Annotated in this window: 27 protein-coding genes; 7 read left to right on the top strand and 20 right to left on the bottom strand. The window is 64.2% G+C overall.

Annotated elements, in window-relative coordinates:
• Positions 1 to 120: 120 nt before the first annotated feature.
• Positions 121 to 1,515 carry a cysteine--tRNA ligase gene (gene cysS, locus HCZ97_RS15345; RefSeq protein WP_167689689.1) on the bottom strand — a complete coding sequence of 465 codons (1,395 nt, stop codon included), beginning with the start codon at positions 1,513 to 1,515 and terminating at the stop codon, positions 121 to 123.
• Between the two features lie 251 nt (positions 1,516 to 1,766).
• Entirely contained in the window at positions 1,767 to 2,540 is a 774-nt protein-coding gene (locus HCZ97_RS15340) for a metallophosphoesterase (protein WP_167689687.1), read from the bottom strand.
• Positions 2,541 to 2,643: 103 nt separating this feature from the next.
• On the opposite strand from HCZ97_RS15340, the gene HCZ97_RS15335 reads away from it, so the two are divergent.
• Positions 2,644 to 3,462, top strand: a complete 819-nt coding sequence (locus HCZ97_RS15335; RefSeq protein WP_167689686.1) for an isocitrate lyase/phosphoenolpyruvate mutase family protein — start codon at positions 2,644 to 2,646, stop codon at positions 3,460 to 3,462.
• Positions 3,463 to 3,570: 108 nt separating this feature from the next.
• Here HCZ97_RS15335 and HCZ97_RS15330 read toward each other — a convergent pair whose 3' ends face one another.
• Positions 3,571 to 4,122, bottom strand: a complete 552-nt coding sequence (locus HCZ97_RS15330; RefSeq protein WP_167689684.1) for a peptidylprolyl isomerase — start codon at positions 4,120 to 4,122, stop codon at positions 3,571 to 3,573.
• A complete protein-coding gene (locus tag HCZ97_RS15325; protein ID WP_167689682.1) occupies positions 4,115 to 4,621 on the bottom strand; it encodes a peptidylprolyl isomerase in 507 nt (168 codons plus the stop codon). The genes HCZ97_RS15330 and HCZ97_RS15325 overlap by 8 nt, the downstream gene beginning before the upstream one ends.
• Before the next feature lie 126 nt (positions 4,622 to 4,747).
• On the opposite strand from HCZ97_RS15325, the gene pgk reads away from it, so the two are divergent.
• The 3 genes from pgk to HCZ97_RS15310 all read left to right on the top strand — a co-directional run bounded on the left by pgk (position 4,748) and on the right by HCZ97_RS15310 (position 7,479).
• Entirely contained in the window at positions 4,748 to 5,917 is a 1,170-nt protein-coding gene (gene pgk / locus HCZ97_RS15320) for a phosphoglycerate kinase (protein WP_167689680.1), read from the top strand.
• A gap of 140 nt (positions 5,918 to 6,057) precedes the next feature.
• Positions 6,058 to 6,981 (top strand): fructose bisphosphate aldolase, encoded by a 924-nt coding sequence (locus tag HCZ97_RS15315; RefSeq protein WP_254871556.1) that lies wholly within the window; start codon positions 6,058 to 6,060, stop codon positions 6,979 to 6,981.
• A 198-nt stretch (positions 6,982 to 7,179) separates the two neighbouring features.
• Positions 7,180 to 7,479, top strand: a complete 300-nt coding sequence (locus tag HCZ97_RS15310) for a septum formation initiator family protein (protein ID WP_167689678.1) — start codon at positions 7,180 to 7,182, stop codon at positions 7,477 to 7,479.
• A gap of 46 nt (positions 7,480 to 7,525) precedes the next feature.
• Here the strand turns inward: HCZ97_RS15310 and HCZ97_RS15305 are convergent, their stop codons facing one another.
• The gene (locus HCZ97_RS15305) at positions 7,526 to 7,834 is read right to left on the bottom strand and encodes an EthD family reductase (protein ID WP_167689676.1); all 309 of its coding nucleotides are present in this window, start codon (positions 7,832 to 7,834) and stop codon (positions 7,526 to 7,528) included.
• Positions 7,835 to 8,127: 293 nt separating this feature from the next.
• Here HCZ97_RS15305 and pdhA point away from each other — a divergent pair, with 293 nt between their 5' ends.
• Genes pdhA through HCZ97_RS15290 form a run of 3 tightly spaced genes read left to right on the top strand, consistent with a single transcriptional unit; the run spans position 8,128 to position 11,889 of the window.
• The gene (gene pdhA / locus HCZ97_RS15300) at positions 8,128 to 9,144 is read left to right on the top strand and encodes a pyruvate dehydrogenase (acetyl-transferring) E1 component subunit alpha (protein WP_167689674.1); all 1,017 of its coding nucleotides are present in this window, start codon (positions 8,128 to 8,130) and stop codon (positions 9,142 to 9,144) included.
• 14 nt (positions 9,145 to 9,158) lie between these two features.
• Entirely contained in the window at positions 9,159 to 10,547 is a 1,389-nt protein-coding gene (locus tag HCZ97_RS15295) for a pyruvate dehydrogenase complex E1 component subunit beta (protein ID WP_167689673.1), read from the top strand.
• Positions 10,548 to 10,560: 13 nt separating this feature from the next.
• Complete coding sequence (locus tag HCZ97_RS15290; protein ID WP_167689671.1) at positions 10,561 to 11,889, top strand: pyruvate dehydrogenase complex dihydrolipoamide acetyltransferase; 1,329 nt, start codon at positions 10,561 to 10,563, stop codon at positions 11,887 to 11,889.
• A 111-nt stretch (positions 11,890 to 12,000) separates the two neighbouring features.
• On the opposite strand, the gene HCZ97_RS15285 is transcribed toward HCZ97_RS15290, so the two are convergent.
• The 15 genes from HCZ97_RS15285 to HCZ97_RS15215 form a co-directional block, all read right to left on the bottom strand.
• Positions 12,001 to 12,699 (bottom strand): hypothetical protein, encoded by a 699-nt coding sequence (locus HCZ97_RS15285; RefSeq protein ID WP_167689669.1) that lies wholly within the window; start codon positions 12,697 to 12,699, stop codon positions 12,001 to 12,003.
• Positions 12,700 to 12,928: 229 nt separating this feature from the next.
• Positions 12,929 to 13,732, bottom strand: a complete 804-nt coding sequence (gene cysE, locus HCZ97_RS15280) for a serine O-acetyltransferase (RefSeq protein ID WP_167689667.1) — start codon at positions 13,730 to 13,732, stop codon at positions 12,929 to 12,931.
• Positions 13,733 to 13,826: 94 nt separating this feature from the next.
• Positions 13,827 to 17,759: a glycoside hydrolase/phage tail family protein gene (locus HCZ97_RS15275; protein ID WP_167689665.1), complete on the bottom strand. Its 3,933-nt coding sequence runs from the start codon at positions 17,757 to 17,759 to the stop codon at positions 13,827 to 13,829.
• The gene (locus HCZ97_RS15270; RefSeq protein WP_167689663.1) at positions 17,759 to 18,199 is read right to left on the bottom strand and encodes an NlpC/P60 family protein; all 441 of its coding nucleotides are present in this window, start codon (positions 18,197 to 18,199) and stop codon (positions 17,759 to 17,761) included. The genes HCZ97_RS15275 and HCZ97_RS15270 overlap by 1 nt, the downstream gene beginning before the upstream one ends.
• A complete protein-coding gene (locus HCZ97_RS15265) occupies positions 18,199 to 19,083 on the bottom strand; it encodes a DUF2163 domain-containing protein (RefSeq protein ID WP_167689662.1) in 885 nt (294 codons plus the stop codon). Before HCZ97_RS15265 ends, HCZ97_RS15270 begins: the two co-directional genes overlap by 1 nt.
• A complete protein-coding gene (locus tag HCZ97_RS15260) occupies positions 19,083 to 19,709 on the bottom strand; it encodes a DUF2460 domain-containing protein (protein ID WP_167689660.1) in 627 nt (208 codons plus the stop codon). The genes HCZ97_RS15265 and HCZ97_RS15260 overlap by 1 nt, the downstream gene beginning before the upstream one ends.
• 10 nt (positions 19,710 to 19,719) lie before the next feature.
• A complete protein-coding gene (locus HCZ97_RS15255; RefSeq protein WP_167689658.1) occupies positions 19,720 to 20,373 on the bottom strand; it encodes a phage tail tape measure protein in 654 nt (217 codons plus the stop codon).
• Positions 20,360 to 20,587, bottom strand: coding sequence for a rcc01693 family protein (locus HCZ97_RS15250; RefSeq protein ID WP_167689656.1), 228 nt, complete (start codon positions 20,585 to 20,587; stop codon positions 20,360 to 20,362). Before HCZ97_RS15250 ends, HCZ97_RS15255 begins: the two co-directional genes overlap by 14 nt.
• A gap of 3 nt (positions 20,588 to 20,590) precedes the next feature.
• On the bottom strand, positions 20,591 to 20,917 hold the full coding sequence (locus HCZ97_RS15245; protein ID WP_167689655.1) for a gene transfer agent family protein: 327 nt from the start codon (positions 20,915 to 20,917) through the stop codon (positions 20,591 to 20,593).
• Positions 20,917 to 21,330: a phage major tail protein, TP901-1 family gene (locus tag HCZ97_RS15240; protein WP_167689653.1), complete on the bottom strand. Its 414-nt coding sequence runs from the start codon at positions 21,328 to 21,330 to the stop codon at positions 20,917 to 20,919. Before HCZ97_RS15240 ends, HCZ97_RS15245 begins: the two co-directional genes overlap by 1 nt.
• Positions 21,331 to 21,385: 55 nt before the next feature.
• Positions 21,386 to 21,796 carry a DUF3168 domain-containing protein gene (locus tag HCZ97_RS15235; RefSeq protein ID WP_167689651.1) on the bottom strand — a complete coding sequence of 137 codons (411 nt, stop codon included), beginning with the start codon at positions 21,794 to 21,796 and terminating at the stop codon, positions 21,386 to 21,388.
• Positions 21,793 to 22,104: a head-tail adaptor protein gene (locus HCZ97_RS15230; protein ID WP_167689649.1), complete on the bottom strand. Its 312-nt coding sequence runs from the start codon at positions 22,102 to 22,104 to the stop codon at positions 21,793 to 21,795. The genes HCZ97_RS15235 and HCZ97_RS15230 overlap by 4 nt, the downstream gene beginning before the upstream one ends.
• Positions 22,105 to 22,124: 20 nt before the next feature.
• A complete protein-coding gene (locus tag HCZ97_RS15225) occupies positions 22,125 to 22,727 on the bottom strand; it encodes a hypothetical protein (RefSeq protein WP_167689647.1) in 603 nt (200 codons plus the stop codon).
• Between the two features lie 179 nt (positions 22,728 to 22,906).
• Positions 22,907 to 24,091, bottom strand: coding sequence for a phage major capsid protein (locus HCZ97_RS15220; RefSeq protein WP_167689645.1), 1,185 nt, complete (start codon positions 24,089 to 24,091; stop codon positions 22,907 to 22,909).
• A gap of 32 nt (positions 24,092 to 24,123) precedes the next feature.
• Positions 24,124 to 24,687: an HK97 family phage prohead protease gene (locus tag HCZ97_RS15215; protein ID WP_167689643.1), complete on the bottom strand. Its 564-nt coding sequence runs from the start codon at positions 24,685 to 24,687 to the stop codon at positions 24,124 to 24,126.
• Between the last annotated feature and the right edge of the window lie 24 nt (positions 24,688 to 24,711).

The raw sequence follows: 24,711 nt of genomic DNA, 5'->3' as shown, positions 1-24,711 counted from the left end.
GGGTCGCGGCAGGGACGCCCGTGTCGCGCAGCGGCACGGGCAGCGCCCGACCTCCCCCCGGGAGGGCGCTTTCGCGCCAACCCGAGGTCGGGCGTCGCCTTGTGTTGCTTTCGTCCGTCACTAGATGCCCTCCAGCTTGGCGTCGTCGAAGTTGGGGCCCGGGATGAGTTCCACGCCCGCCTTGGACATGCGGACCTCTACCCCGGCATCGACAAGCGCGGATTTCAGCGCGTCGACACGGGAGAAGTCCTTGGTCTCCATGGCAGTGGCGCGGGCGTCGGAGAGGGCAGTTTCCAGCGCCGAAAGATCGACCTCCGGCGCAGTGGCCCATGCCGGAACTTCGCTTCCCATCAGGCCGAGGAACTGCATGGTCGCCCGCAGGGTCGGCACATCATCCGCATGCGAAAGTTGATGGCATTCTGAGATCGCGCGCGCGGTATTGAGGTCATCGGCCAGCGCCAAAACGACGGGTTCATAGACCTCGCCACCGTCCACGGCCTGCTCTGCCTGGGCATACCACTTGCGCAGGGTTGCCTCCGCCTCCTCCCGCTTCTTCTCCGTCCAGTCCATCGGCTTGCTGTAGTGGGTGCCAAGGAAGACCATGCGGATCACCTCGCCCGGCACGCCCTGCTCCAGCAGATCCCGCACCGTGAAGAAATTGCCCAGGCTCTTGGACATCTTCTTGCCCTCGACCTGCAGCATCTCGTTATGCAGCCAGTAGCGCGCGAAATCGCCCTTGGGGTGGGCGCAGCAGCTTTGGGCGATCTCATTCTCATGGTGGGGGAATTGCAGGTCGATGCCGCCACCGTGGATGTCGAAGGTATCCCCCAGCAGCGCGTCCGACATGGCCGAGCATTCGATGTGCCAGCCCGGACGCCCCCGCCCCCATGGGCTGTCCCAGCCCGGCAGGTCATCGGCCGAGGGCTTCCAGAGCACGAAATCCATCGGGTTGCGCTTGTAGGGCGCGACCTCGACCCGGGCACCGGCGATCATGTCGTCGACCGACCGGCCTGACAGCTTGCCGTAATCGGCGTAGCTGTCCACGGCGAACAGCACGTGCCCCTCGGCTTCGTAGGCGTTGCCAGAGGCGACAAGCCCTTCGATCATGGCGATCATCTGGGGAATGAACTCGGTCGCGCGGGGCTCGTGATCGGGACGGAGGGCACCCAGGGCATCCATGTCCTCGTGGTACCAGCGGATGGTCTCATCTGAGCGCGCGCGCACCAGCTCTTCCAGCGTGCCGGGGGTGCCGGCCTTCTGGCGCGCCAGGGCGGTGGCGTTGATCTTGTCGTCCACGTCGGTGAAGTTGCGCACGTAGGTCACGTGATCCTCGCCGTAGACATGGCGCAGCAGGCGGTTCAGCACGTCGAAGACCACTACGGGGCGCGCGTTGCCAAGGTGGGCGCGGTCATAGACGGTGGGGCCACAGACATACATCCGCACGTTCTTCGGATCGATCGGAACGAAGTCCTCCTTCGTCCGGGTCCGGGAATTGTGCAGCTTGATCTCGACCATGTCCGTTCCTCTTCTTCAGCGCAAAAGGCACTTCACCCGCGGGCGGCTTACAGGATCCTTTTGCAGAGGAAAACGAGGAAGCGGCCCGCGAGAGAACTCTCAGCAGGTAATAATGCAGCAGATAATGATGCAGCGCTTCGTCGTCATGGCATCGGGGATAACGCGGCGAAAGGCGTTTGCCAAGTCAGGAATTACCGCCGGAGCGCACGACATGCCCCGGCTTGCCGGCCGCAGTGGGTCCGCCAGCCCGCTCAGTCGTCAAGATACCCCGTGGTGACCGCATTGGCCCAATCCTGCGCACCGTAGCCGCGCGCGGCCTCCGCCATGCGCCTGGCGTCATAGGGCACATACCGTTGGGTAAAGCGGAAGTCCGCGCCATGCCGGTCGATAATGGCATAGCAGGCCGCCGGGGTACCCATCTGCATCCTATGGGGGAAGGGCTCCCGGTCGTCTTCATAGCCGGGACAACCCACAGAGCCGGGATTGAACAGCATCTGCCCCGTGGGCAGGCGCAGCAGCACCGGCAGGTGGGTATGGGCGCAAAGCAGCAGCGGCGCGGTGATGCCCTCGGCCCAAGCGGCGATCTCCTCCATGGGGCGCGGATGCATGATGCCGCCGGGCCCGGCCTTGTGTGACCAGTAGGTACCGTCCTGAAGCGGGGTGGCGTGACAGGCCCAGACATCGTCGAAATCCAGGATCTGCGGCATCTCCGCCAGCCAGTCGAGCGCCGCTTTCGACAGGGCATCATAGGCGATCCGGTCACTGCCCCACATGTCCTCCGGCGCTTTTTCAAGCAGGTAGCGGTCATGATTTCCGCGCAGAAAATAGGCATTCAGCGCCATCAGCTGATCAGCCGTGCCCACCGGATCCAACGGGCCGGAGACGTGATCGCCCAGCACCAGAACGGCTTCGGGCGCGAACTGGCGCATATCCGCAAGCACGGCAGCAAGGGCATCCGCGTTGCCATGCACATCGGCAAGAACGGCGAAACGGGCGGGAAGCGGGGGGCAATCCAGGGTAATCATCGGGCAACCCTGCCGTCGCTATTGCGCTCTGAACAAGAGAAAAATCCTTGCACCCCCCGGTCTCATGCAAGACCATTTCCGAAGAGCCTTAAAGGAGGCAGAGATGCAAGATACAGGTGCCACATTCCGCGCTCTTCATCAGCGCGGCACACCCTTCGTCCTGGCAAACGCCTGGGATGCAGGGTCGGCCCGGATGCTGGCGGCCATGGGCGCGCAGGCAATCGGAACCTCTTCGGCCGCGCTGGCCTTCACCCTTGGCAAGCCCGATGGCGCGGTCACCCGGGACGAGGCGCTGGCCCATGCCCAGGACATGGTTGCCGCTGTCGACCTGCCCGTCTCCGGCGATTTCGAGAACGGCTTCGCCGACACGCCCGATGCGCTGGCTGAGACCGTGAAACTGGCGGCAGAGGCCGGGCTGGCGGGGATCTCCATCGAGGATATCAAGGGCGACAACGCTTATGACCGCGCCCTTGCGGTGGAACGCATTCGTGCCGCCGCGGCTGCCGCCCGTGCCCTGCCCCACGATTTCGTCCTGGTGGCGCGCGCTGATGGCGTCATGCTGGACCTCTACGACATGGACGAAGCCATGGCCCGCCTGGCCGGTTTCGAGGAGGCCGGGGCCGATTGCCTTTACTTGCCCGGCCCGCCCGACTGGGACGCCTTGGAGCGGATCGTCACGGCCACGGAGCTACCGGTGAACGTGCTGGCGGCCGGCAGCATGGCCAGCTACGCGATGGAGGATTTCGCCCGCATCGGCGTCGCGCGGATCTCCCTTGGCTCTTCCCTGGCCCGCGTGACCCACCGCGCGATCATCGACGCGATGAGCGAGATCTGGGAGGACGGCTCTTTCTCTCGGTTGAAGAAATCCGTTTCCGGCGCCGAGGTCGACGAGATGCTGGCGAAAGGTGCGCGGAAGAGCTGAGGGGTTCGCCCGCTTCCACATTCAGACCAGGCCACACGAAAAAGGCCCCGGATCAGCCGATCCGGGGCCCATTCGTTTTGACCATTGTCGTTCAGAACCAGCGCCCGATCACTCGGTCACGGTCACCGAGGTCATCATGTCCGCGGCGCCGACCACGGCACCGTTCGGGCCGGAGCCAAGCTTGATCTTGTCCACGACATCCATCCCTTCGGTCACTTCACCGACAACGGTGTACTGGCCGTTAAGCTGGGGCGTGGGGCCGAACATGATGAAGAACTGCGAATTGGCAGAGTTCGGATCATTCGCGCGGGCCATGCCGACAACGCCACGTTCAAACGGAATATCCGAGAATTCCGCCGGCAGGTTGGGCAGATCGGATCCGCCACGACCCGCCATGCGCATGTCGCCGCCTTCCTTGGCGAACTCGACGTCACCGGTCTGGGCCATGAAGCCATCGATCACGCGGTGGAACCAGACACCGTCATAGGCGCCCTGTTCGGCCAGGGTGGTGATACGCTCAACGTGCTGGGGGGCGACATCCTCGAACAGGTCGATATGGACCAGGCCGTTGGCCTCGCCCTCGACCTGGATATCAAGACCGGTTGCCAGCGCCGGGCCTGCCAGCGCCACGAGAGCGGCGGACAACAGGACCTTACGCATCGGCGGCCACCTTGACGGAGATCATCGTGTCGGGCTGCGCAGGCGGCTCGCCACGGGTGATGGCATCCACGTGCTCCATCCCATCGATCACGCGGCCATAGACCGTGTATTGACCGTTCAGGAAGTGGTTGTCCTTGAAGTTGATGAAAAACTGGGAGTTCGCCGAGTCCGGGTTCTGGCTGCGCGCCGCGCCCAGGGTGCCGCGATCATGAGGCAGCTTGGAGAATTCGGCCGGCAGGTTCGGCAGGTCAGACCCACCCGTGCCCGCCATGCGGATGTTGAAATCTGCTGTGCTGTTGCCGTGCTTCACGTCACCGGTCTGGGCCATGAAGCCTTCGATCACGCGGTGGAAGACCACCCCGTCATAGGCACCGGAGCGCGCCAGTTCCTTCATCCGGGCCGTATGCGCGGGCGCAACATCGGCGAGGAGCTCGATGACGACGGTGCCGCCCTTCAGCTCCATGAGGATGGTGTTTTCGGGATCCTTGATATCGGCCATTTGCCTCTCCTTCCACATGTTTGCGCCAGCATTAGGGACCGGCGGCCCAAATGCCAAGGCCGGGCTGTTGACCCACGGGCGGTAAGCGGCCATCACTTCGACCAACATCAAACAAGGAGTGCCACCATGGGCTGGAAAACGCTGGATGATATGGAACTTGCGGGCAAAAGAGTGCTGACCCGCGTGGATATCAACGTGCCCGTGGAAGATGGCCGCGTCACCGACGCCACCCGGATCGAACGAATCGTGCCCACGGTAAAGGACATCCTGGCTGACGATGGCAAAGTCGTTCTGATCGCCCACTTCGGACGCCCCAAGGGCAAGCTGGTGCCGGAACTGTCCCTGCAAACGCTGCTGCCCGCCCTGGAAAAGGCCTTTGGGCAAGAGGTCGCCTTTGCGGAGGATTTCGAATCCGCCAACGGACTGGATGCGCCGATCGTCCTGCTCGAAAACATCCGCTTCTGGCCCGGTGAGGAAAAGAACGACCTGCAGCTGGCCAAGAAACTGGCGGGCCTGGGCGACATCTACTGCAACGATGCCTTTTCCGCCGCGCACCGCGCCCATGCCAGCACCGAGGCCCTGGCCCGCGAACTGCCCTGCTGCGCCGGCCGCCTGATGCAGGCGGAACTGACCGCGCTGGAAAGCGCCCTTGGCGATCCGGTGCGCCCGGTTGTGGCGGTTGTTGGCGGGGCCAAGGTCTCCACCAAGCTTGACCTGCTGGGTAACCTTTCCGAAAAGGTCGACAAGCTGGTGATCGGCGGCGGCATGGCCAATACCTTCCTGGCGGCGCAGGGCATCGACGTGGGCAAATCCCTTTGCGAACACGACATGACGGAGATCGCCAAGCAGATCATGCTGAAGGCCGCGGACGTGGGCTGCCAGATCATCCTGCCCGCCGACATCGTGGTCGCCCGCGAATTCAAGGCCGGAGCAGAGAACGAAACCGTGGCGGCAACCCAATGCCCGGCAGATGCGATGATCCTGGACGCCGGGCCTGAAGCCGTGGAACGCGTGGGCTATGCCTTCGAAAACGCGAAGACCCTGATCTGGAACGGCCCCCTTGGCGCCTTCGAGATCGAACCCTTCAATGCGGCCACCGATGCCGCCGCGCGCAAGGCGGCAGAGCTGACCGAAGCCGGCAAGCTGGTTTCTGTCGCGGGTGGTGGCGATACGGTCGCCGCGCTCAACGCCTCCGGCTCGGCGGAGAAATTCACCTATATCTCCACCGCCGGTGGTGCCTTCCTGGAATGGATGGAGGGCAAGACGCTGCCCGGCGTTGCCGCTCTGGAAGGCTGAAAACTGCCCGCGAGGGGTGAAGGTCACACCGTTAGCGCAACCTGAGTTGCGGGGATTACGCCCCTCGCCTATTGAATAGGCGATGGGGCGTGGACCCGCCGCGCCCCTTGACGACCCACATATTTTTCAGGCGATTGATCATGACCGATACGACCCAGGCCGAAATGGTACGCGCGGATGCCGCCCAGGCAGAGCAGATGCGCAGCGGAGACGGTTTCATTGCAGCGCTCGACCAGAGCGGCGGCTCCACCCCAAAGGCACTGAAACTCTACGGGATCGAGGAAGACGAATACTCCTCCGAGGAAGAGATGTTCTCGCTCATGCACCAGATGCGCGCCCGGATCATCAAATCCCCGTCCTTCAACGGCGAGAAGGTGATCGGTGCGATCCTGTTCGAACGGACCATGGACGGTGACATCGACGGCATTCCCACCGCCGAATACCTCTGGACCAAGAAGCAGGTCGTGCCCTTCCTGAAGGTCGACAAGGGCCTGGCCGATCCGGAAGACGACGTCAAACTGATGAAGCCCATGCCGGACCTAGACGCGCTGTGCGCCCGCGGCGTGAGCAAGGGCATCTTCGGGACCAAGATGCGCTCTGTCGTGGATGGCGCCAACCCGGTGGGCATCAAGAAGATCGTCGACCAGCAATTCGAACTGGGCATGCAGATCCTGTCCCACGGGCTGATGCCGATCCTGGAACCCGAGGTCACGATCTCCATTCCCGACAAGGCAGAGGCCGAAGATCTCCTGCGCGATGAGATCCTGGCCCATCTGGACGCCCTGCCCGAAGGCACCGAGGTCATGCTGAAGCTGACGATCCCGGAGAAGGTGAACCAGTACAAGGCGCTGGTCGATCACCCCAAGGTCATGAAGGTCGTGGCCCTTTCCGGTGGTTATTCCCGCGATGAGGCGAACGCGCGCCTGGCGACCCAGACTGGCATGATCGCCTCTTTCTCGCGGGCGATGACGCAGGGGCTTTCGGCCAAGCAGTCGGACGCGGATTTCGACAAGGTACTGGCCGAGACCATCGACGGGATCTACCAGGCCTCTGTTGCGGGCTAAGCGATCCCACCGGCCCTTTTGCCATGATCACGAAAAATTCAGGGAAACGGGGCGCTTCAGGCGCCCCTTTTTCTTCTCTGGCAAGGGGTTGCAGGTCGAAAGGGGATTCCCTTCCCGAATCAGCTGTGTCATGATGGGCGTCACAGCGCCCGACAGAGGCGCGGGACCGGCCCCGGTGGCCATCGAATGAGGCAAGGCATGAGCAGCGAAACGCGCCCGGCGCTCGGGCTCTTTCTCTATTGCGGCGTGATCTTCATGCTGGGGATCTATTTCACCTTTGCCGCCGTGCAGGGCGAATACGGTCTGTTCCGCCGCGCCGTGGTTGAAGCGGACAACATCCAGCTGCGCCACCAGCTTGCAGAGCTCGAAGGCCAGATCCTGGTCATGGAGAACCGCACGCGGCGCCTGTCGGACGATTACCTGGACCTGGACCTGCTGGATCAGCAGGCCCGCGATGTCCTGGGCCTTGTGCGCGGCGACGAATTCGTCCTGCGCTAGGACCGGCGAACCGGTCCCTGCCCCGCGCCCGTGGCTTGAGGCCGGTTCAGGCGACCACTTCCCCGATCATCACCTGCGGCTGGCAATCGGTAAAGTTCGGGATATCCGCCATGACGGGCCCCGCGACAGCAAGCGCCTTTTCCAAGGCCTCCCCATCCGCAAAACTGATCGTGGCAACCGCGTAGAAGGGCGATGGCTGATCCGGCCCGCCCGCCATGCTCCGTGATGCCGTCGCCCCTGTGATGTGGTCCCCCAGGTGCTCCTGCACCAGCGGCATATGGGTCGACAGGTAATAGTCGAAATCGAAGGTCGTGCCGTCCGTCAACGGATAGGCCACCTGCAGTGTCACTGTCATCTCTTCTTCCTTCCTGGCCATGTTCTTGCGGGCCTGCCACCCGTCCCGGATGAGGCGCCCTGCATGGACAGAAAAAGCCTAGCATCCGAGACATGGATTGTCGCCTGCACCAAAGGCTCTATTGTAGCGTGTATCGAAAAGGCAGTTTGGCCAGGAATGGCACCTTGAAGGGCGGTCACGGGAGGATGCGGCAAATTCCCCCTCGCATCCCGCAGGGATTTGCTGTAGTGGATAGTTTAATACTAAACTATCCCAGATTACCTTTTGCGAAGACACATCAGGGGAGGACACCCATGGCGACCCGCAAAACCGCAGCCAAGCCGAATGTCTCGGCGGATGAGCTGAAAACCTACTACCACGACATGTTGTTGATCCGTCGCTTCGAAGAGAAGGCCGGTCAGCTTTACGGCATGGGCCTGATCGGGGGGTTCTGTCACCTCTACATCGGCCAGGAAGCCGTTGTCGTCGGCCTTGAGGCCGCAGCGGACGAAGGCGACAAGCGCGTCACCTCTTACCGCGACCACGGCCACATGCTGGCCTGCGGCATGGACCCCAACGGCGTGATGGCCGAGCTCACGGGCCGCGAAGGCGGTTATTCCAAGGGCAAGGGCGGCTCCATGCACATGTTCTCCAAGGAGAAGAACTTCTACGGCGGCCACGGGATCGTGGGCGCGCAGGTGCCGATCGGCACCGGCCTGGCCTTCGCCGACAAGTACCTTGGCAACGACCGAGTGTCCTTCGCCTATTTCGGTGACGGCGCGGCGAACCAGGGTCAGGTCTACGAAAGCTTCAACATGGCCGCGGTCTGGAAGCTTCCGGTGATCTTCGTGATCGAGAACAACCAATACGCCATGGGCACCTCGCAGAAGCGCTCGACCTCCTCGCCGGAGATCTACAAGCGCGGCGAACCCTTCGGCATCCCCGGCGAGATCGTGGACGGCATGGATGTGCTGGCCGTGAAGGCCGCCGGAGAGAAAGCCGTGGCGCACTGCCGCTCCGGTGAAGGCCCCTACATCCTCGAGGTGAAGACCTACCGCTACCGCGGCCACTCCATGTCGGACCCGGCCAAGTACCGGACCCGCGAGGAAGTGCAGAACATGCGCGAAAAGCACGACCCCATCGAGCACATCCGCCAGATGCTGATCGACGGCAAGCACGCGACGGAAGAGGATCTCAAGGAGATCGACAAGTCCATCAAGGACGTCGTCAACAAATCCGCCGATTTCGCCAAGGAAAGCCCCGAGCCTGCGCTTGATGAGCTCTGGACCGACATCTACGCCGACGTGGCGCCGCAAGACGAAGACGCCTGAGGGAGACGAAACGCATGCCTACTCAAGTTCTGATGCCCGCCCTCTCTCCGACCATGGAGGAAGGCACCCTGGCCAAATGGCTGGTCAAGGAAGGCGACACCGTCTCTTCCGGGGATATCCTGGCCGAGATCGAAACCGACAAGGCGACGATGGAATTCGAAGCCGTCGATGAAGGCGTGATCGGCAAGATCCTCGTATCCGAAGGGACCGAGGGCGTGAAGGTCAACGACCCGATCGCCATCATGCTCGAAGAGGGCGAGAGCGCGGATGACATCGATGATGATGCCGCCGCCCCTGCCCCCGCTGCCGACAGCGCCCCGGACGGCAAGGCTCCGGCTGAAGCCGAGAAGCCCAAGGGCGCCGATGCCGCTCCGCTGGAAATCAAGTCGAATGCCTCGCCCGACTGGCCCGAAGGTACCGAGCTGCAGACCCAGACGGTCCGCGAAGCCCTGCGCGACGCGATGGCCGAAGAGATGCGCGCCGACGACACCGTCTACCTGATGGGCGAGGAAGTCGCCGAGTACCAGGGTGCCTACAAGGTCTCCCAAGGTCTGCTGGATGAATTCGGTGACAAGCGCGTGGTCGACACGCCGATCACCGAGCACGGCTTTGCCGGCCTCGCGGTCGGTGCGGCCTTCGGTGGCCTGAAACCCATCGTCGAGTTCATGACCTTCAACTTCGCCATGCAGGCCATGGACCAGATCATCAACTCTGCTGCCAAGACGCTCTACATGTCCGGTGGCCAGATGGGCGCGCCCATGGTCTTCCGTGGTCCGAACGGCGCCGCGGCCCGTGTCGCCGCCCAGCACAGCCAGGACTATGCGGCATGGTATGCGCATATTCCCGGTCTGAAGGTCGTGATGCCCTATTCCGCATCAGATGCCAAAGGCCTGCTGAAGTCCGCCATCCGTGACCCCAACCCGGTGATCTTCCTTGAGAATGAGCTGATGTACGGCCATTCCTTCGACGTGCCGGTCATGGATGACTTCACCATTCCCTTCGGCAAGGCGCGGATCTGGAAAGAAGGCAAGGACGTCACCATCGTCTCCTTCGGGATCGGCATGAAATACGCGCTTGAAGCCGCTGAAAAGCTGGCCGAAGAGGGTATCGACGCCGAGGTCATCGACCTGCGCACCCTGCGTCCGCTGGACTATGACACCGTGCTGGCATCCGTCATGAAGACCAACCGTTGCGTCACCGTGGAAGAAGGTTTCCCAGTTGCCTCCATCGGCAACCACCTGTCCGCCGTGATCATGGAGCGCGCCTTCGACTATCTGGATGCGCCGGTCCTGAACTGCACGGGTAAGGACGTTCCGATGCCCTACGCGGCGAACCTGGAAAAACACGCCCTGATCACCACCGACGAGGTGATCGAGGCTGTTAAGAAAGTCACCTACCGGTAAGGGAGCGAGAGAGATGCCAACGGAAATCCTGATGCCTGCCCTCTCTCCCACGATGGAGGAAGGCACGCTGGCCAAGTGGCTCGTCAAGGAAGGCGATACCGTCTCTTCCGGCGACCTGCTGGCCGAGATCGAGACCGACAAGGCGACGATGGAGTTCGAAGCCGTGGACGAAGGCGTTATCGGCAAGATCCTTGTCGCCGAAGGCAGCGAAGGCGTGAAGGTCAATGACCCGATAGCCATCCTGCTCGAGGAAGGCGAAAGCGCGGACGACATCGGAGAGACCTCCGGTGCCGCCAAGGCCCAGCCCAACCCCGAGGAAACGTCCGAGGCCGCTCCGGCGCCCAAGGAAGCTCAGGAGGGTCCGAAGTCGGACGCGTCCGCAGCCCCAGCCGCCCCGAAGGACGCCGATGGCAAGCGCATCTTCGCCTCGCCCCTGGCGCGCCGGATCGCGGCTCAGAAGGGTCTGGACCTTGCCACGCTGACTGGCTCCGGCCCGCGTGGACGGATCGTGAAAGCTGACGTGGAAGCGGCCGAAGCCAAGCCCGCCGCGGCCGCCGCAAAGTCCGACTCCGCAAGCGCCGCACCCGCTGCTGCGGCGGCTGCGCCTGCCGGCCCGACCGCCGAGACGGTCATGAAGATGTACGCGGATCGCGACTACGAAGAGGTCAAGCTGGACGGGATGCGCAAGACCATTGCCGCCCGTCTGTCCGAAGCCAAGCAGACGATCCCGCACTTCTACCTGCGCCGCGACATCAAGCTGGACGCGCTGCTCAAGTTCCGCAGCCAGCTCAACAAGCAGCTCGAAGGCCGGAGCGTCAAGCTGTCGGTCAACGACTTCATCATCAAGGCCGTGGCTCTGGCACTGCAATCCGTTCCCACGGCGAATGCCGTCTGGGCAGGGGACCGCGTGCTGCAGCTGAAGCCCTCTGACGTCGCTGTCGCCGTGGCCATCGAAGGCGGTCTCTTCACCCCGGTCCTGAAGGACGCGGACATGAAGAGCCTCTCTGCCCTGTCGACAGAGATGAAGGACCTGGCCAAGCGCGCCCGTGACCGCAAGCTCGCACCCAGCGAATACCAGGGTGGCAGCTTCGCGATCTCCAACCTTGGCATGTTCGGCATCGACAACTTCGACGCCATCGTGAACCCGCCCCATGCCGGTATCCTGGCTGTCGGCGGCGGCGTGAAGAAGCCGGTCGTGAACGCCGAAGGCGAGATCGAGGTCGCAACGGTGATGTCCGTGACCATGTCTGTGGATCACCGCGTGATCGACGGGGCACTTGGTGCCGACCTGCTTAAGGCCATCGTCGAGAACCTTGAAAACCCGATGGTCATGCTGGCCTGATCCGGCCCTGACCCTCACCGGCAACGAAAGACGCCCGCGGAAAATTCCGCGGGCGTTGTCTTTGGCACACCTGCGCGCCAGTGATCTACGTTTCGGCCGTTTCCCGTCTGCTCAGTTGGCCCCGCGCAACGCCGGTGTCACTGCCCCTTCGGGCACCAGCCAGTCCATTGCGCTGCTCTGATCCTCGATCGTCCCCGGTGCCAGGCCAGAGGAGTGCTCCACGAAGCGCCGCAGCAGGTGGGCAAAGATATTGAGTTCCGCCTTGGTGGATTTCAGGGTGAAGAGCCGCTCGAGAACCTGGTGGTAGTTATCCTCTGACATGCGAGAGATCTCGACGTCCGCCAGATCAAGACAGGGATGCAGCAGGTCCAGAAGGGCCTTGCTGGCCACGGCCTCCAGTGCTCCGTCATCGGGTAGTGTCGAACGCAGATGCGGCAACAGGATGGCCTGCAGATCGCCAACCGCCTGCTGGAAGCGCAACATCATGCGTTCGACCTTTCCTGTGGGGCGGGTGAAGATCACGCGGATCTTGCCCAGCACCACGGTCGGCATCTCGATCCAGACAGAAGAAGACAGCACCGCTGGCTCACTCCCTTCGATCGGAAGGTAGGCCGTGATCTTTTCCAGGAATTCAGGAGCGAAGGCCTGATCCAGCAGCGGCTTGCCGCCCTGAGGATGTGCGGTGAACTTGTAACCATTGCGGCTGAAGGCCGCCCAGTCCAAGCACCAATCACGCGTATCGTTGTCCCGAACCAACGCGATCTCAACAGCTGGCCGGTCGTCCCGGCGCTGCATCACCTTGTCTTCCATCCTTAACTTTTCCTTTATTCTCCGCACGTTTATGGGTTGCGCAGGACTATATCGCCCGGGATCGTAAAATTTGACTTAAGGCCAACAGATCTTTTTCGCGAAACACGCGGATGCCTGCGGGGCCCCTGAATTTCGCGCTCGGTTATGAAGGCCAATCACGCGCAAAAGAAAACCGGCCTGGCCACCTCTGGCCTGGCCGGTTTCCCGGATTTTCGAAGGTTTGCGCGCGCTACATGCCCAGGATCTGGTCCATGCGCAGAGCGGGCTGATCGCAACCGGCCTCTCCGACGATCTTGGCCGGCACACCGGCAACGGTGGTGCATGGCGGTACGGGCTGCAGCACCACAGAACCCGCCGCGATACGAGAGCAATGGCCTACCTCGATGTTGCCAAGCACCTTCGCGCCTGCACCGATCAGGACACCGTCGCCGATCTTCGGGTGGCGGTCTTCCTCTTCCTTGCCGGTCCCGCCAAGGGTCACGGAATGCAGCATCGAGACATTGTCCCCCACCACGGCCGTTTCCCCGACCACGATGGAATGCGCGTGGTCTATCATGATGCCCTTGCCGATCTTCGCAGCGGGGTGAATATCCACGCCGAAGACCTCGGAAGAGCGCATCTGGAAGAAATAGGCTAAATCCCGGCGGCCCTCGTTCCAGAGCCAGTGACCAATGCGATAGACCTGCACCGCTTGGAACCCCTTGAAGTACAGCAAGGGCTGCAGGAAGCGATGGCAGGCCGGATCGCGGTCATAGATCGCCACCACGTCGGCACGGGTGGCATCCACGATGGAAGGATCGGCGCTGATGGCCTCGTCACAGATTTCGCGCAGGATTTGGCCGGACATCTCGTCCGAGGCAAGCTTCATCGCGATCCTGTAGGCAAGCGCCCGTTCCATCGAAGGATGGTGCAGAATCGTCGAATGGACGAGCCCGCCCAAGAGCGGCTCGTCCTTGATTGCATCCTTCGCTTCGCGGGTGATCCGGTCCCAGACCGGGTCCAACTCTGCTAGTTGTGCGTTCGGTTTGACCATGGCAAATATCCTGATGTCTTGGTTTCAGAATACCAGAATGGTCCGAAGGGGGAAATCGCAAACCGGTGACGGGCCCGATCATCGCCCGGAATGCTTAGCCATCGGTAAATGCCAAACGGGCGGCGGAACCTGCCCCGTAGCTCGCCGAAACCTGTGCAACCGCGATTTCCGCGGGGCCCGAAAGGCCATCTGCGGCCTGTTCCGCTGCGGTGTAGGTCCAGGTCGGGTTGTTGGTGAAGACCTCTCGCTTCACGCTGTTGCCCTGCAGGATGCGCACCATGAAGGACTGTGCCTCTTCGCCCTGAGGCACCTCTGGCAGATCCCAGCCGTCGCCCCGAATGCGCGTTCGCCTGATCCTGTCGAACCGGATGTCTCCCCCCAACTGCGGAATGGCGCGCAGATGGCAAGGGGCATAGGGGCGCAATCCATTGCCCCTGAAGACATGGTTCACGTGCTTGTAGGAGGGATCATCCAGCGGCAGGGAGGCAGGCCCGACGCGGAAATGGCGAGGCAGTCCCACCTGGCTGGGCGAGAGAGAGATCTGTTCAGGCAGCCCGTCCAGCAGGACCACGTAGGATCCCGCAGGCCAGCTTTCCGGAATGAGCGCCTCACTCCCCAGCTGACCGCGCAGGCGGGCCGAAAGGTAGTAGGTATCCGGCGCAGTCAACAACGCGTCCCGGAACTGGAACAGCTCCCAGTTCCCGGACGAGCCATCCCCGATCGCCATGAGGTTCTGCCCGGCCAGCAGCCCGGCTTCCTCGGCAGAGGACAGCGTGCCGGAGGTCAGCTTTACGCCAAGCGCCGGTCCGTGATCGAACCGTCCAACCGGGCCGCGCGGCAGCTCAGAGGTAGTGACACCGATCACGGAGCGGGCCTGCACGAGCGTATCCAGCTGATAACCGGCGTCGCTGCCGGAGCTGAAGACCGCCACGTCGCCGGGCCAGGGGTCACCTGTCACCGCGACATGGGGCGCATGGGGCAACTCGTCCCCGCGCATCAGCGGCAGATCCATGAAGAGCGGGAAGACCGGCATCGGAGCGGCAAACTGTGGAGCGGGCGTCACGACGCGATCCATGGCCGCGGGCAGGTAGACTTCGGGATCGACCCGCACACCCTCCATGATGCCCATTGATCCGAACTCGGCCCGGTCGATCCGGTAGCGCTCCGTCTGTCCATGCTGAGACAGCTCCACCACGTCGCCCGGGTCGATGCCCCGGCGCGACGGCGGCAGGGCAAAGCGGATCGTATCGCGCGCGAAGCGGGCTTCTGTCAGCCAACGTTCCACCACTTGCCGCCCCTCGCCCCGCGTCATGGCAATGGGGATCTCGCTCCCGGCAACCGCATGGGTTTCCTCATCCGGCAGGACCGCTTCTTCCGCGATGGATGCGAACTCCGCATCCGCCTCGAAGAACCTCAGGCGCATGCGCCCAGCCATCTCTGCCTCTGCCGCACGCTGACGTTCTATCCGGCCGTCGATCTCGCGGGAGATCGCGACGCTGTCGGCGTCCAGCTGCGCATCCACCTGGCCGGTGCGCATCCTGAATACGATCTGCCCGCCGGTCTCCACGGCGTCGAACGCATAACGGACCATCAGCGGCTGAAGCACTTCGCGCGGCTCGGCCACATCGTCAGAGATATAGCCGCTGACGTGCCCGTACAGGCCGCTGGTATCGTAGTGGGTCAGCCCTGCGGCCTCGCAAATCTCTGCCACGACCAACGCCAGGGACCGGCCGGACATGCGACCGGTGATCCAATGCCCGGCATGGTAATTGGCCCCGTCGGACCACAGCGCCTCGTTGTTCGGGAAATAGGGAAACGGCCGGGCGTCCCAGGCCCAGACGAAGGCACGAGACATGTCGACCATCGGCCCGGCGTAAACGGAAGAGGTGGGGTTGTTCGCCCCGTCGTTCCAGAAGGCGTGCATCGCCCTCAGGTACTGCCCTTGGATCAAATCGTCCCGCCCGCCATTGGAATAGAACGGCAGAGCGGATTCAGAGCTTTTCGGATCCATGAACTTGTTCGGCTGGTTCGTGGCCTTGTCTACCGCAGCACAGCCCAGCTCCGTGAACCAGACAGGCTTCGACTGGGGCTGCCAGGCGGTTGCGCTGGCCTGCCGGACACCGCCGATGCGCTCGTGGTGGGGGTTGAGCCACCAGTTGCGGATGTCCTTGATCCGGTACACCCAAGGTTCACCGTAGGCGCCATCCGTGATCGGGGTGCGGATCTGAGCCTCCCGATCGGCATCGGAGGCATAGTACCAGTCATAAAGCTCACCGCCCGCAACGTTGGCGGCCAGATAGTCCGTATCATAGATGGATCTGTGCTGGGCGGCATCCAGATGTGCGTTTCCGTCACGCCAATCAGAGACCGGCATGTAATTGTCGATCCCGATGAAATCGATCTGGGGATCCGCCCAGAGCGGATCGAGGTGGAAGAACCGGTCGCCACTGCCATCCTGCGGCTGATACCCGAAGTACTCGGACCAATCGGCCGCATAGCCGATCTTCGTGCCCGGACCCAGGATCGCGCGGACCTCTGCGGCCAGCGCCTTCAGAGCCATGACCGCGGGAAAGCTGTTCCCGGCCCCCCGGATCTGCGTCAGCCCCCGCATTTCGGAACCGATGCAGAAGGCGTCCACCCCCCCGGCGGCCGCACAGAGCGCCGCACAATGCAAGATGAACCGGCGGTAGCGCCACTCGGACGGGCCGGAGTAGCTGACCGTCCCGCCGGACACCACGAAATCGGAAGCCGAGGCCGTCCCGAAGAAGGCTGCCACCTCGGTGGCCGCCGTCGCCGTGCCGTCGGGCGAGCCGCTGACACCGGGAGCGCGCGAAGAGGTGATGCGCCCCCGCCATGGCAGTGCAGCCTGGCCTGAGCCGGTGCTGTAAGGGTCGGGAAGCGTGTTGCCCTCCATTTGCTCCATCAGAATGAAGGGATAGAACATCACCGCCTTGCCCTTGGACGTCAGCGCCTTGATGGACTCGATCACGGCGGCATCGGCCGGCGTCCCGCCGTAGACCGGGCGATCCTCGGCATCCTTGGGCACCAGGTCAGCGGTCGCGCGGGTTTGGCCCGCCACGCTCCATGGCATTTCCGTCCCGTCGAACTCCGCCTGTTCGACCTTCGGCCGGATGGTGCAATCCGCGCACCGCAGATCATCACCAAACCAGCTCACAATCAGAGAGGCGGCCTCGCAATTGGGCAGGCTGGTGTCGAGCTGCTCGAGAGAGGTTTCAAGATCGCTCTTGCCGGAGGGGGAATGGACATTGGCCAGCGCTCCCTTGCCGGTCCCGTAATCGAAATGCACCCGTGTCGTGGCTAGGGAATATTCCCCGCTGCCAGGCATCAGCGCGACGCCTCGGACGGCACGGTCAGGTTCCTTGTCCGCACCCGCAAGCGCCTCCGGCGCCGGACGCAGAACTTCGAAAGAGAACTGAGGAATACGATTGCCGAAGCGTTCCAGCCCCAGCCCCTCGAACACCACATAGGCGATGCCGCGATAGGCCGGCACCGCGCCAGCCCCTTCGATGGCCTCCATCGTCGGATCCGGCATCTGGTCAGCCGCCCCGGTATAGACACGCATGTTCAGCGCCTCGGCAGACACTTCCTTGCCATCGGCCCAAACCCGTCCGACGCCGGCGATCTCGCCCTCGCAGAGGCCCAGCGCCAGGTTGACGCTGTAGCTGTAGCGCGTGACCGAGGGCTGAGAGGGGCTGCCCTTTCCGCCGCCGCCCGAGGTATGGCTCTGTTCGCGGAAATTGGACGCCCAGATCACCTGCCCGGCCACCCGCATCCGCCCGTAGACCCGGGCCAGGGTGTCGCCCTCGCCCGCGCCGGTCAGGCGGAAACGCTCGATACGGCCGACCTCACGCGCGGCAGAGCCCTGCCCCATGATACGCTGATCTATCGTGCGACCGACCGCGGCACCGACGAACCGCCCTGCCATGGCCGCAGAGATCCCCAGGACAGAGCCGCCAACGGCACCGCCAATAGCCGCACCAGCGGCGGAGAGAAGAATGGTAGCCATCAGGAAACTCCCTCGGGAAAGGCGAAACGCGCCACGATCCGGCGGCGCCAGGGGGCGCTCAGCGGGCTTTCAAGCACCGCGTGGCCGGAATAGGCATGGATGAAGGTGGGGGATGGTCCAAGGCTGGCCGCAATCCCCAGATGCTTGGCGACGGATTGGCTGCGCATCCTGAACAACAGGACATCACCGGGTGCGGCCTGCTCCAGGAGACGGGGCACCAGGTAGCGTTCGGCTGCTGCCCAAAGCTGCTCTGCATGCTGGGGCTCGGACCAGTCGGGCGTGTAGGCAGGCACAGGCGCCGGCTCATGGCCCAGAACCTCGCGCCAGATGCCACGTAGAAGCCCCAGGCAATCCGTGCCCGCCCCGCGCACAGAGGCCTGGTGCACATAGGGCGTGCCGATCCAGGCGCGCGCCACCTCGACGATCTGCGCGCCGGACATCACCGGCGGCTCCCGCCGTTGCGCGCACCGGACCGGGACGGAGGAGACATCAGCCAATCGTCCCCGGGAATGTCCGGAAAGCCCTGAAAGTTTAGCTGATTGCCGAACTTCTCACGACAGGTTGCAAAGCGCTTGTCGCAGCCGGCCTCCAGCCGGAACACAGCGCCCGCACCCGGATCCACGGGGAGCGGCACCCAAAGTTCTATGACCCGCAATCCGGCGGCCGCGTAATCCCGCTTGATCGGCGCGGAAAGACCCTGCGCCGGACCACCCAGAACGCCCATCCGGCCCCGCGCAAACCAGCCCTCATCAAAGCCCCACAGGCCGGCAAAGCTGAAACTGCGCAGATCCGCGCTGACCGTGGCGCTGGCCTCGACCCGAAAGGCCGCCTGATCCAGGTCGAACCCGCAGCTTACATCGCCCAAGACCGCACTGCAGGACCTCTGAAAGATCCGCCCGAAGGGACGATTCAGCTGCTCTGCCAACCCGCGCAGCTCAGCCCTGAAGGCGCCCCCGCTACGGGTGATCTCTCCGATGGAGCCGCGAAAGACCACCTGGCGTTCCTCGGGCGCGGCCCAGTTGACCATCCAGGCCAGGACCTCGGCCTCGTCAAAACGCCCGGCCAGGATATCCTCCTCCCGGATCGCCGCATCGCTGAGTGCGCCAAGGGCTTCGCTGTTGTCCACGGAGAGCCCCGTCGCCTTTTGCACGGCTGTGGCGGACAGGCCGCTATCGGCCTTGAAGGTGATCCCCTCAAAGGCCAGCGGGCCATCGTGGTCGGTGAACCCCATGACAGAGCCATCCTGCCGGGTGATCGCCCAACAATGACAAGTGGTGGTCGCCCCGCTCGCCAGGTGGGTTTCAAGTGCTGCGTTGAAGGCCATCAGATCCGCACCTCCACCACGGGGACATCGGGCACTTCGCCCGCCCGGAACGTGGCCATGGAGGTCCAGATCCGGTCGGTATCAAAGCGCACCGGCACGTCGAACTCGAACCCGGCCGAAACGACCTGCCCATTGCCCGGCGCCACATCGAAGCTCACGACGCCGGTAGCCGTGTCCAGACTGAAGCCATTGGTCTGTTCGATCCCGTCCAGGCCCAGGCGCAGGCTTCCCGCCACCGGCTTGGTGATGGGCCGCGTGTAGCTTTGCCCACCCGAGGCATAGGTCTTGGAAAGCTGGAAGTCGGTTGCGCTGCCATCCCCGGTGCCGATGACCTGATCGGCAAAGCCCACGTCCGCGCTTGGAAGACAGGACTTGTAATCAGCCCAGTCCTTCCAGCGGAACCCGTGCAGCTGACCCTGGCGCGCCTCGAAGAAGGCGGTCAGCAGTTCGATATCGTCAAGCGAGCGCATGGCTGCGCCGGCATCGTAGCGCCGCCGGGAATGGGCCCAGGGGGTGTTACGTTCCTCGTACCCGTTGGCAAGGGTCACCACGTCGGTGCGCCGCTCCGGACCGCCCTGCGCACCGAAGGAGAGGTTCGCGGGAAATCTGACTTCGTGAAAGCTCATGGCACCCTCCTCAGGAATTGCGCTGGCCGCGGCTCAGGGCTCGGCTCATCTGTGCGGCGACCTGGCTTTGCGACCGGCGGAAGCCCTCGACATCGGGGGTAGAGATATTGACCACCACCTGCACCGGCTGGCCGCCCCCTTCACTGCGCACGCCCAGCTTGCCGTCAGGACCGCGCGACAGGGGCATGATTGCCTCAGAACCCGCCTCGCCCATCAGGCCCGTGCCCCCGCGCATAGGAAAGGCCGTCGGGCCATTGACGATCCCGCCAGAGGCAAAGGCCTGCACCCGCCCCGCCGAAAAACTGCCGCCATTGGCAAAGGGCATGGCCCCGCCCATCAGGGTGCCGACGCCCTGGGCGATCAACCCGCCGAAACGGTCGGTCACCGGCTTCACCGCCGCCGAATAGGCCGCATTGACCATGGAGCCCGCAACGCCGCGCATCGCGTCGCCCATCTTCATGCCATCAAAGACCACGCCATCCACAGCGCGCCGCAGGCCACGGCTGACGCCGCGCTCAAGGATCTGCATCTCCTTGCCGGTGCTGGACAGGGAGCCGCGCATGCGGCGAAGCTCTGCGTCGAAGTCCGCCAGCGAGGTCGTGGTTCCGTCCAGGGTCGTGTCCAGTGCATCAAGCTGCACCTGGATCTCGTCATAATCCGCCATGATCGCGTTCCTTATCCGTCTGCGGCCGCCCGGCATCGGGATAGGCCGCCAGCAATTCATCCAGCCGTTTGCGTCCAAGGGCTGCGCCCTGCCCTGAAAAGCCGCCCAGAAGCAGGCGCAGCTCAGCCGGGGTGAGGCGCCAGAAAGCCTCTGGCGCCAAGCCAAGACCACGCATCCCGGCTTCCATCAGCGCGGGCCAGTCGACCTGCCTCATGGGTTACACCGCCGCTTCGGACGGCAGCTCGAAGGCCCGCGCCAGCAACTCTGCCGCCTTCCGCGCCGCACCCAGCGGGCCGCCTTCGATCTCTGCCGTCAGCAGGTCCTGCGCCCGGCCCCGCCAGCCACCGCCCCGCAGACCGGCCACGATCAGGGCAAGGACATCACGGGTGCTGTAGGACGCCGTCTCGAACCGTTCGACCAGGTCGATCAGCGTGCCCTCCTGTAATCCCGCCTCCAGCTCTGCCAGCGCGCCAAGCGTCAGCTTCAGCACGTGGCGCTGGCCGTCGATGACCACGGAAACCTCGCCTGCCCAAGGGTTGCCCATCAGAGCGCCGTGAAGCTCAGCGCCCCGGCAAAGGCCATGGCCAGCTCGTAGCTCGCCTCGCCGTCATGAGCGCCGCTGTACTCGATGGAGGTCACCTGGAACGGCCCTTCTATCACGCCGAAATCCGGGATGATCACCTGGAAATCCGGGGTCTCTCCGTCAAAGAAGATCTGGCGCGCCCGCTCGTCGCTGTCAGCGTCCTTGAAGACCCCCGACCCGCACATGGAGGCAGAGCGCACACCGGCCCCGCCAAGCAGCTCGCGCCAGCCGCCGGTGCTTTCCAGGCTGGTCACGTCGACTGCGCCCGCGTTAAAATTGATCCGCGTGGCACGCAGCCCCGCGAGGGTCTCGAACACGCCGGCTCCGGTCATGTCCACCTTGATCAGAAGATCCTTGCCGTTCTGGGCTACCATTGTCGTCACTCCTTGAAAGAGGCCTTGAAAGCGCCCCGCGGGGCGTTGAAGGGGGTCAGCTATCTTCCACCAGCGCGCGGAAGTTCAGGTCGATCCGGCGCAACGTGCCGGCATCGTCCAGCCTGGCCCGCGCCTTGAGGAACTGCAGGCTGATGAGCGTGCCACGGCTGAGCGCCGGCATCGGCTGCTCAAGCGCGTCGTTCACCGCCGCCGCGACTTCCTTGGCAACCTGGAAGCCGGCCGCATCTGTCACCACGGAAACGGTCAGGTCATGGCGCGCGCCGTTCCCGGTCTTGTCGGACCGATCCCGGACGATCTCCGGACCCAGCGTGACATAGGTCGTGGGCGGCGTGCCCGTGGGCGGGGCATCGAAGATATCGCTGCCCACCAGGGCGATGACGGAAGTGTTCCCGGAGATCTGCTGATAGATGGCCGCCTGAAGGGCAGCTGAAACGGAATAGCTCACAGGTAGCGCTCCTCGCTTGCACCGCAGACCAGGAACCGACCTTGTTCATCGCGCTCTGTCACGGTTTCGATCATCAGGGTCTGGTGATCATCGCGGAAGCGCTGGCCGGGCACCGGGCGGCTTGGAGCCCCGATCGACGCGGTGCGCACGGTGACCTTGTAGCGCTGCATCTGGGCGGCAATGCCGCCGCGGCTCACAGTGCTTCCGGATCCCGGCCGGACTTCGCACCAGAGGGTACCAAGCGTGCGCCAGGCCGTCTGGTACCCCCCTGCGCCATCGGGAACATCTTCCGCGACTTCAAGTTTCATGGGGCGGCTCAAGCGCGGGATCATGATGCACCTCCCAGGCTCAGCCGGATCGGGAGGTAGCGCTCGATCAGGGCGGTGACACCGAAGGGCGTGCAGCCCTGGGCCAGCGCCAGGTCGTTGCGATACTCGTAGTAGTGCGCTGCCATCAGCAGAACGGCCTGGGCCAGGTCCGGCGGAACGTCGGCCCATCCCAGGGCGCTGCCGGCGACAAGACGCACATCGACCTTTCCGTCCGTGGGGATCTCCGGAAGGCTGCCCTCCATCGCGCGCATGCTGGGCATATGGGCGTCCTCGACGATCCGGAAATCCTCCCCGGGAAGGATCTGCGTGATCGACCCGTACTTGTCCTTCAGCTCCACCGAGGAGATCTGGCGCACCGGCGCCAGCGGCATCGGCTGGGCCACGGGATCTTCCCAAGACCCCAGGGACCAGATGAAATCACGCTGGAAAAGCGCCTGTCCGGTCCGCCCCTCGATGGATGAGATGGCCGCGCGCAGATAGCCTTCCAGGACCTGGTCCTGAAGCGTATCCTCTGCAAAGCCCGATCCGATCCGCAAGTGCTCCTTGAAGTGGTCGATCGGCAGGACGCTGGCCGAGGTCTTGGTTTCTTCGATCAAAATCATGGGTTTCTCCGATGATCGTGGCTGGCTGACCGGCCTCGTTTCTTGCTGGTGAACAGCACTTCCCCTCCCGGCGCGCGCCTCCCCACGTTGCTCGGACGGAGGGAGCTGCTGGACAACGCATCAGGAGACACGCGCCCGGTGAGGCCGGGACCCCGGCCCCACCGATCCGCCGCTCGCTGTTACGATGCGGCGAATTTCAGCAGCTTGATCGCGGCGAAATCGCTGACGTCCCCGCCCACGCGCTTGGTGGCGTAGAACAGCACATGCGGCTTGGCGCTGAAGGGATCGCGCAGGATCCGCAGGTCCGGACGTTCGGCCACGGTGTAGCCGGCATGGAAGTCCCCGAAGGCGATGGAGAAGCTGCCGGCCGCGATATCGGGCATGTCCTCGGCGATCAGCACCGGATAGCCCATCAGGCGCGCAGGCTCGCCCGCCGCCAGGCCATCGGACCACATGAAGCGGCCATCGCCATCCTTGAGCTTGCGCACCGCGCCTGCGGTCTTGGAGTTCATCACGAAAGTGCCGTTGGCGCGGTACCGCGCGCCAAGCGCATAGACCAGGTCGACGATGGCATCAGCCGGATCCGAGGGATCGAAGCCGCCGGAGGTGCCGGTGGCCACGTAGCCCAGGTTGTCCCAGCTCCAGGAAGCTTCGGCGACCTTGGTGTGGCTCAGGAAGCCCATCGGCTTGTCGTTGCCATCGCCGCTGACAAAGGCCCCAGCCTCGGCGCGGGCGAACTTGTCCGCGATGCGCTCTGCCAGCCAGCTTTCGACGTCGAAGGCGCTGTCGTCCAGCAGACGCTGGCTTGCCTTGGGCAGCGCCGAAAGCTCGTGCAGCGGGATGGAGATCCGGTCCACGCCGGGGGTCGTCGTCTCGGAGACGGAGGTCTCGTCGTCCCAGCCCGCACCGACGTCAGAGGTATCGACCAACACGTCGTAAGAGGTCGCCATGACGTTCACCACGTTGGCGACCTGGCGGATGGAGGCCGCGCCCTGCAGGACCGAGCGGATCGTGTCGGAGGTCGCCGGATCCACCAGGTAGCCCCCATCGCCGGACAGGCTGGCCAGCGCCTTGCCTTCCAGCTCCAGGCCACGCAGACCGTCGTCATCGCCGGTGCGGACATAGGCGGCAAAGGCCTTCTGATGTGGGGCCTCGATCTCGGCCGAATGGGCCAGCGCCGGGCGGGCGGCGGTCAGGGATTTGCGGTCCAGCATGGTCAGTTTGCTTTCCTGTTGTTGCAGTCGTTCCTGGATGTCACTTTGGAAGCTGTTGAACTCCCTTACGAAATCCGTCATCGCGGATTTCACCTCGGCCACCGGAGACACATTCTCCCCGTGCCGAGGCTTCTGCTCGGTCAAACCCATCGTCTTCTCCTGGGATGGAAGGTGAGAGCGCCCTAGCGGGTGCCCAATTCGGCGCCCGCGGCCCGGAAGGCCGCCGCCAGTTCGCGCAGTTCGTCCTCCAGGGGCGTGGCCCCGGATTTCGCGGCGACCCGCGCACTGGGCAGCATCGGGAAGGTCACCACCGACACCTCCCAAAGCTCCAGTTCCGTCAGGAGCCTGCGGCCCCCGGTATCCTTGGTGGCTCGCTTGGTGCGGTAGCCGATCGACAGCCCGTCGATCGCGCCGGCCTGGATCAACGCGGCGGCCTCGCGGCCCCTGGCGACGCCCTCCAGCAGGCGCCCCTTGACCCACAGGCCCGTGCCATCTTCGCGGATCTCGTCCCAGATGCCGATCGGCTGGGCCGGGTCATGCTGCCAGAGCATCTTCCCCCGCCGCCCCTCGGCGATCATCCGAGCCAAAGAGGCACTGTAGGCCCCCGCCTCCACCACGTCGCCGCCCTGATCCGTCGCCCCGAAACGCGACGCATAGCCCTCGATCACCATGCCGTCTTCCTTGACGGTCAGGTCCTCGTCGAAACGGCAGAACTTCAGCTCCAGCCCGGTCATCGTCTCTTGCATCTTCGTACCTCGCTTCGCGCTCTC

The sequence above is a fragment of the Pseudooceanicola sp. HF7 genome, assembly GCF_011806405.1.
Classification (GTDB): domain Bacteria; phylum Pseudomonadota; class Alphaproteobacteria; order Rhodobacterales; family Rhodobacteraceae; genus Pseudooceanicola.
Note: the sequence above shows the minus strand (reverse complement) of the source record. Positions and strands in the feature narration are given on the sequence as shown.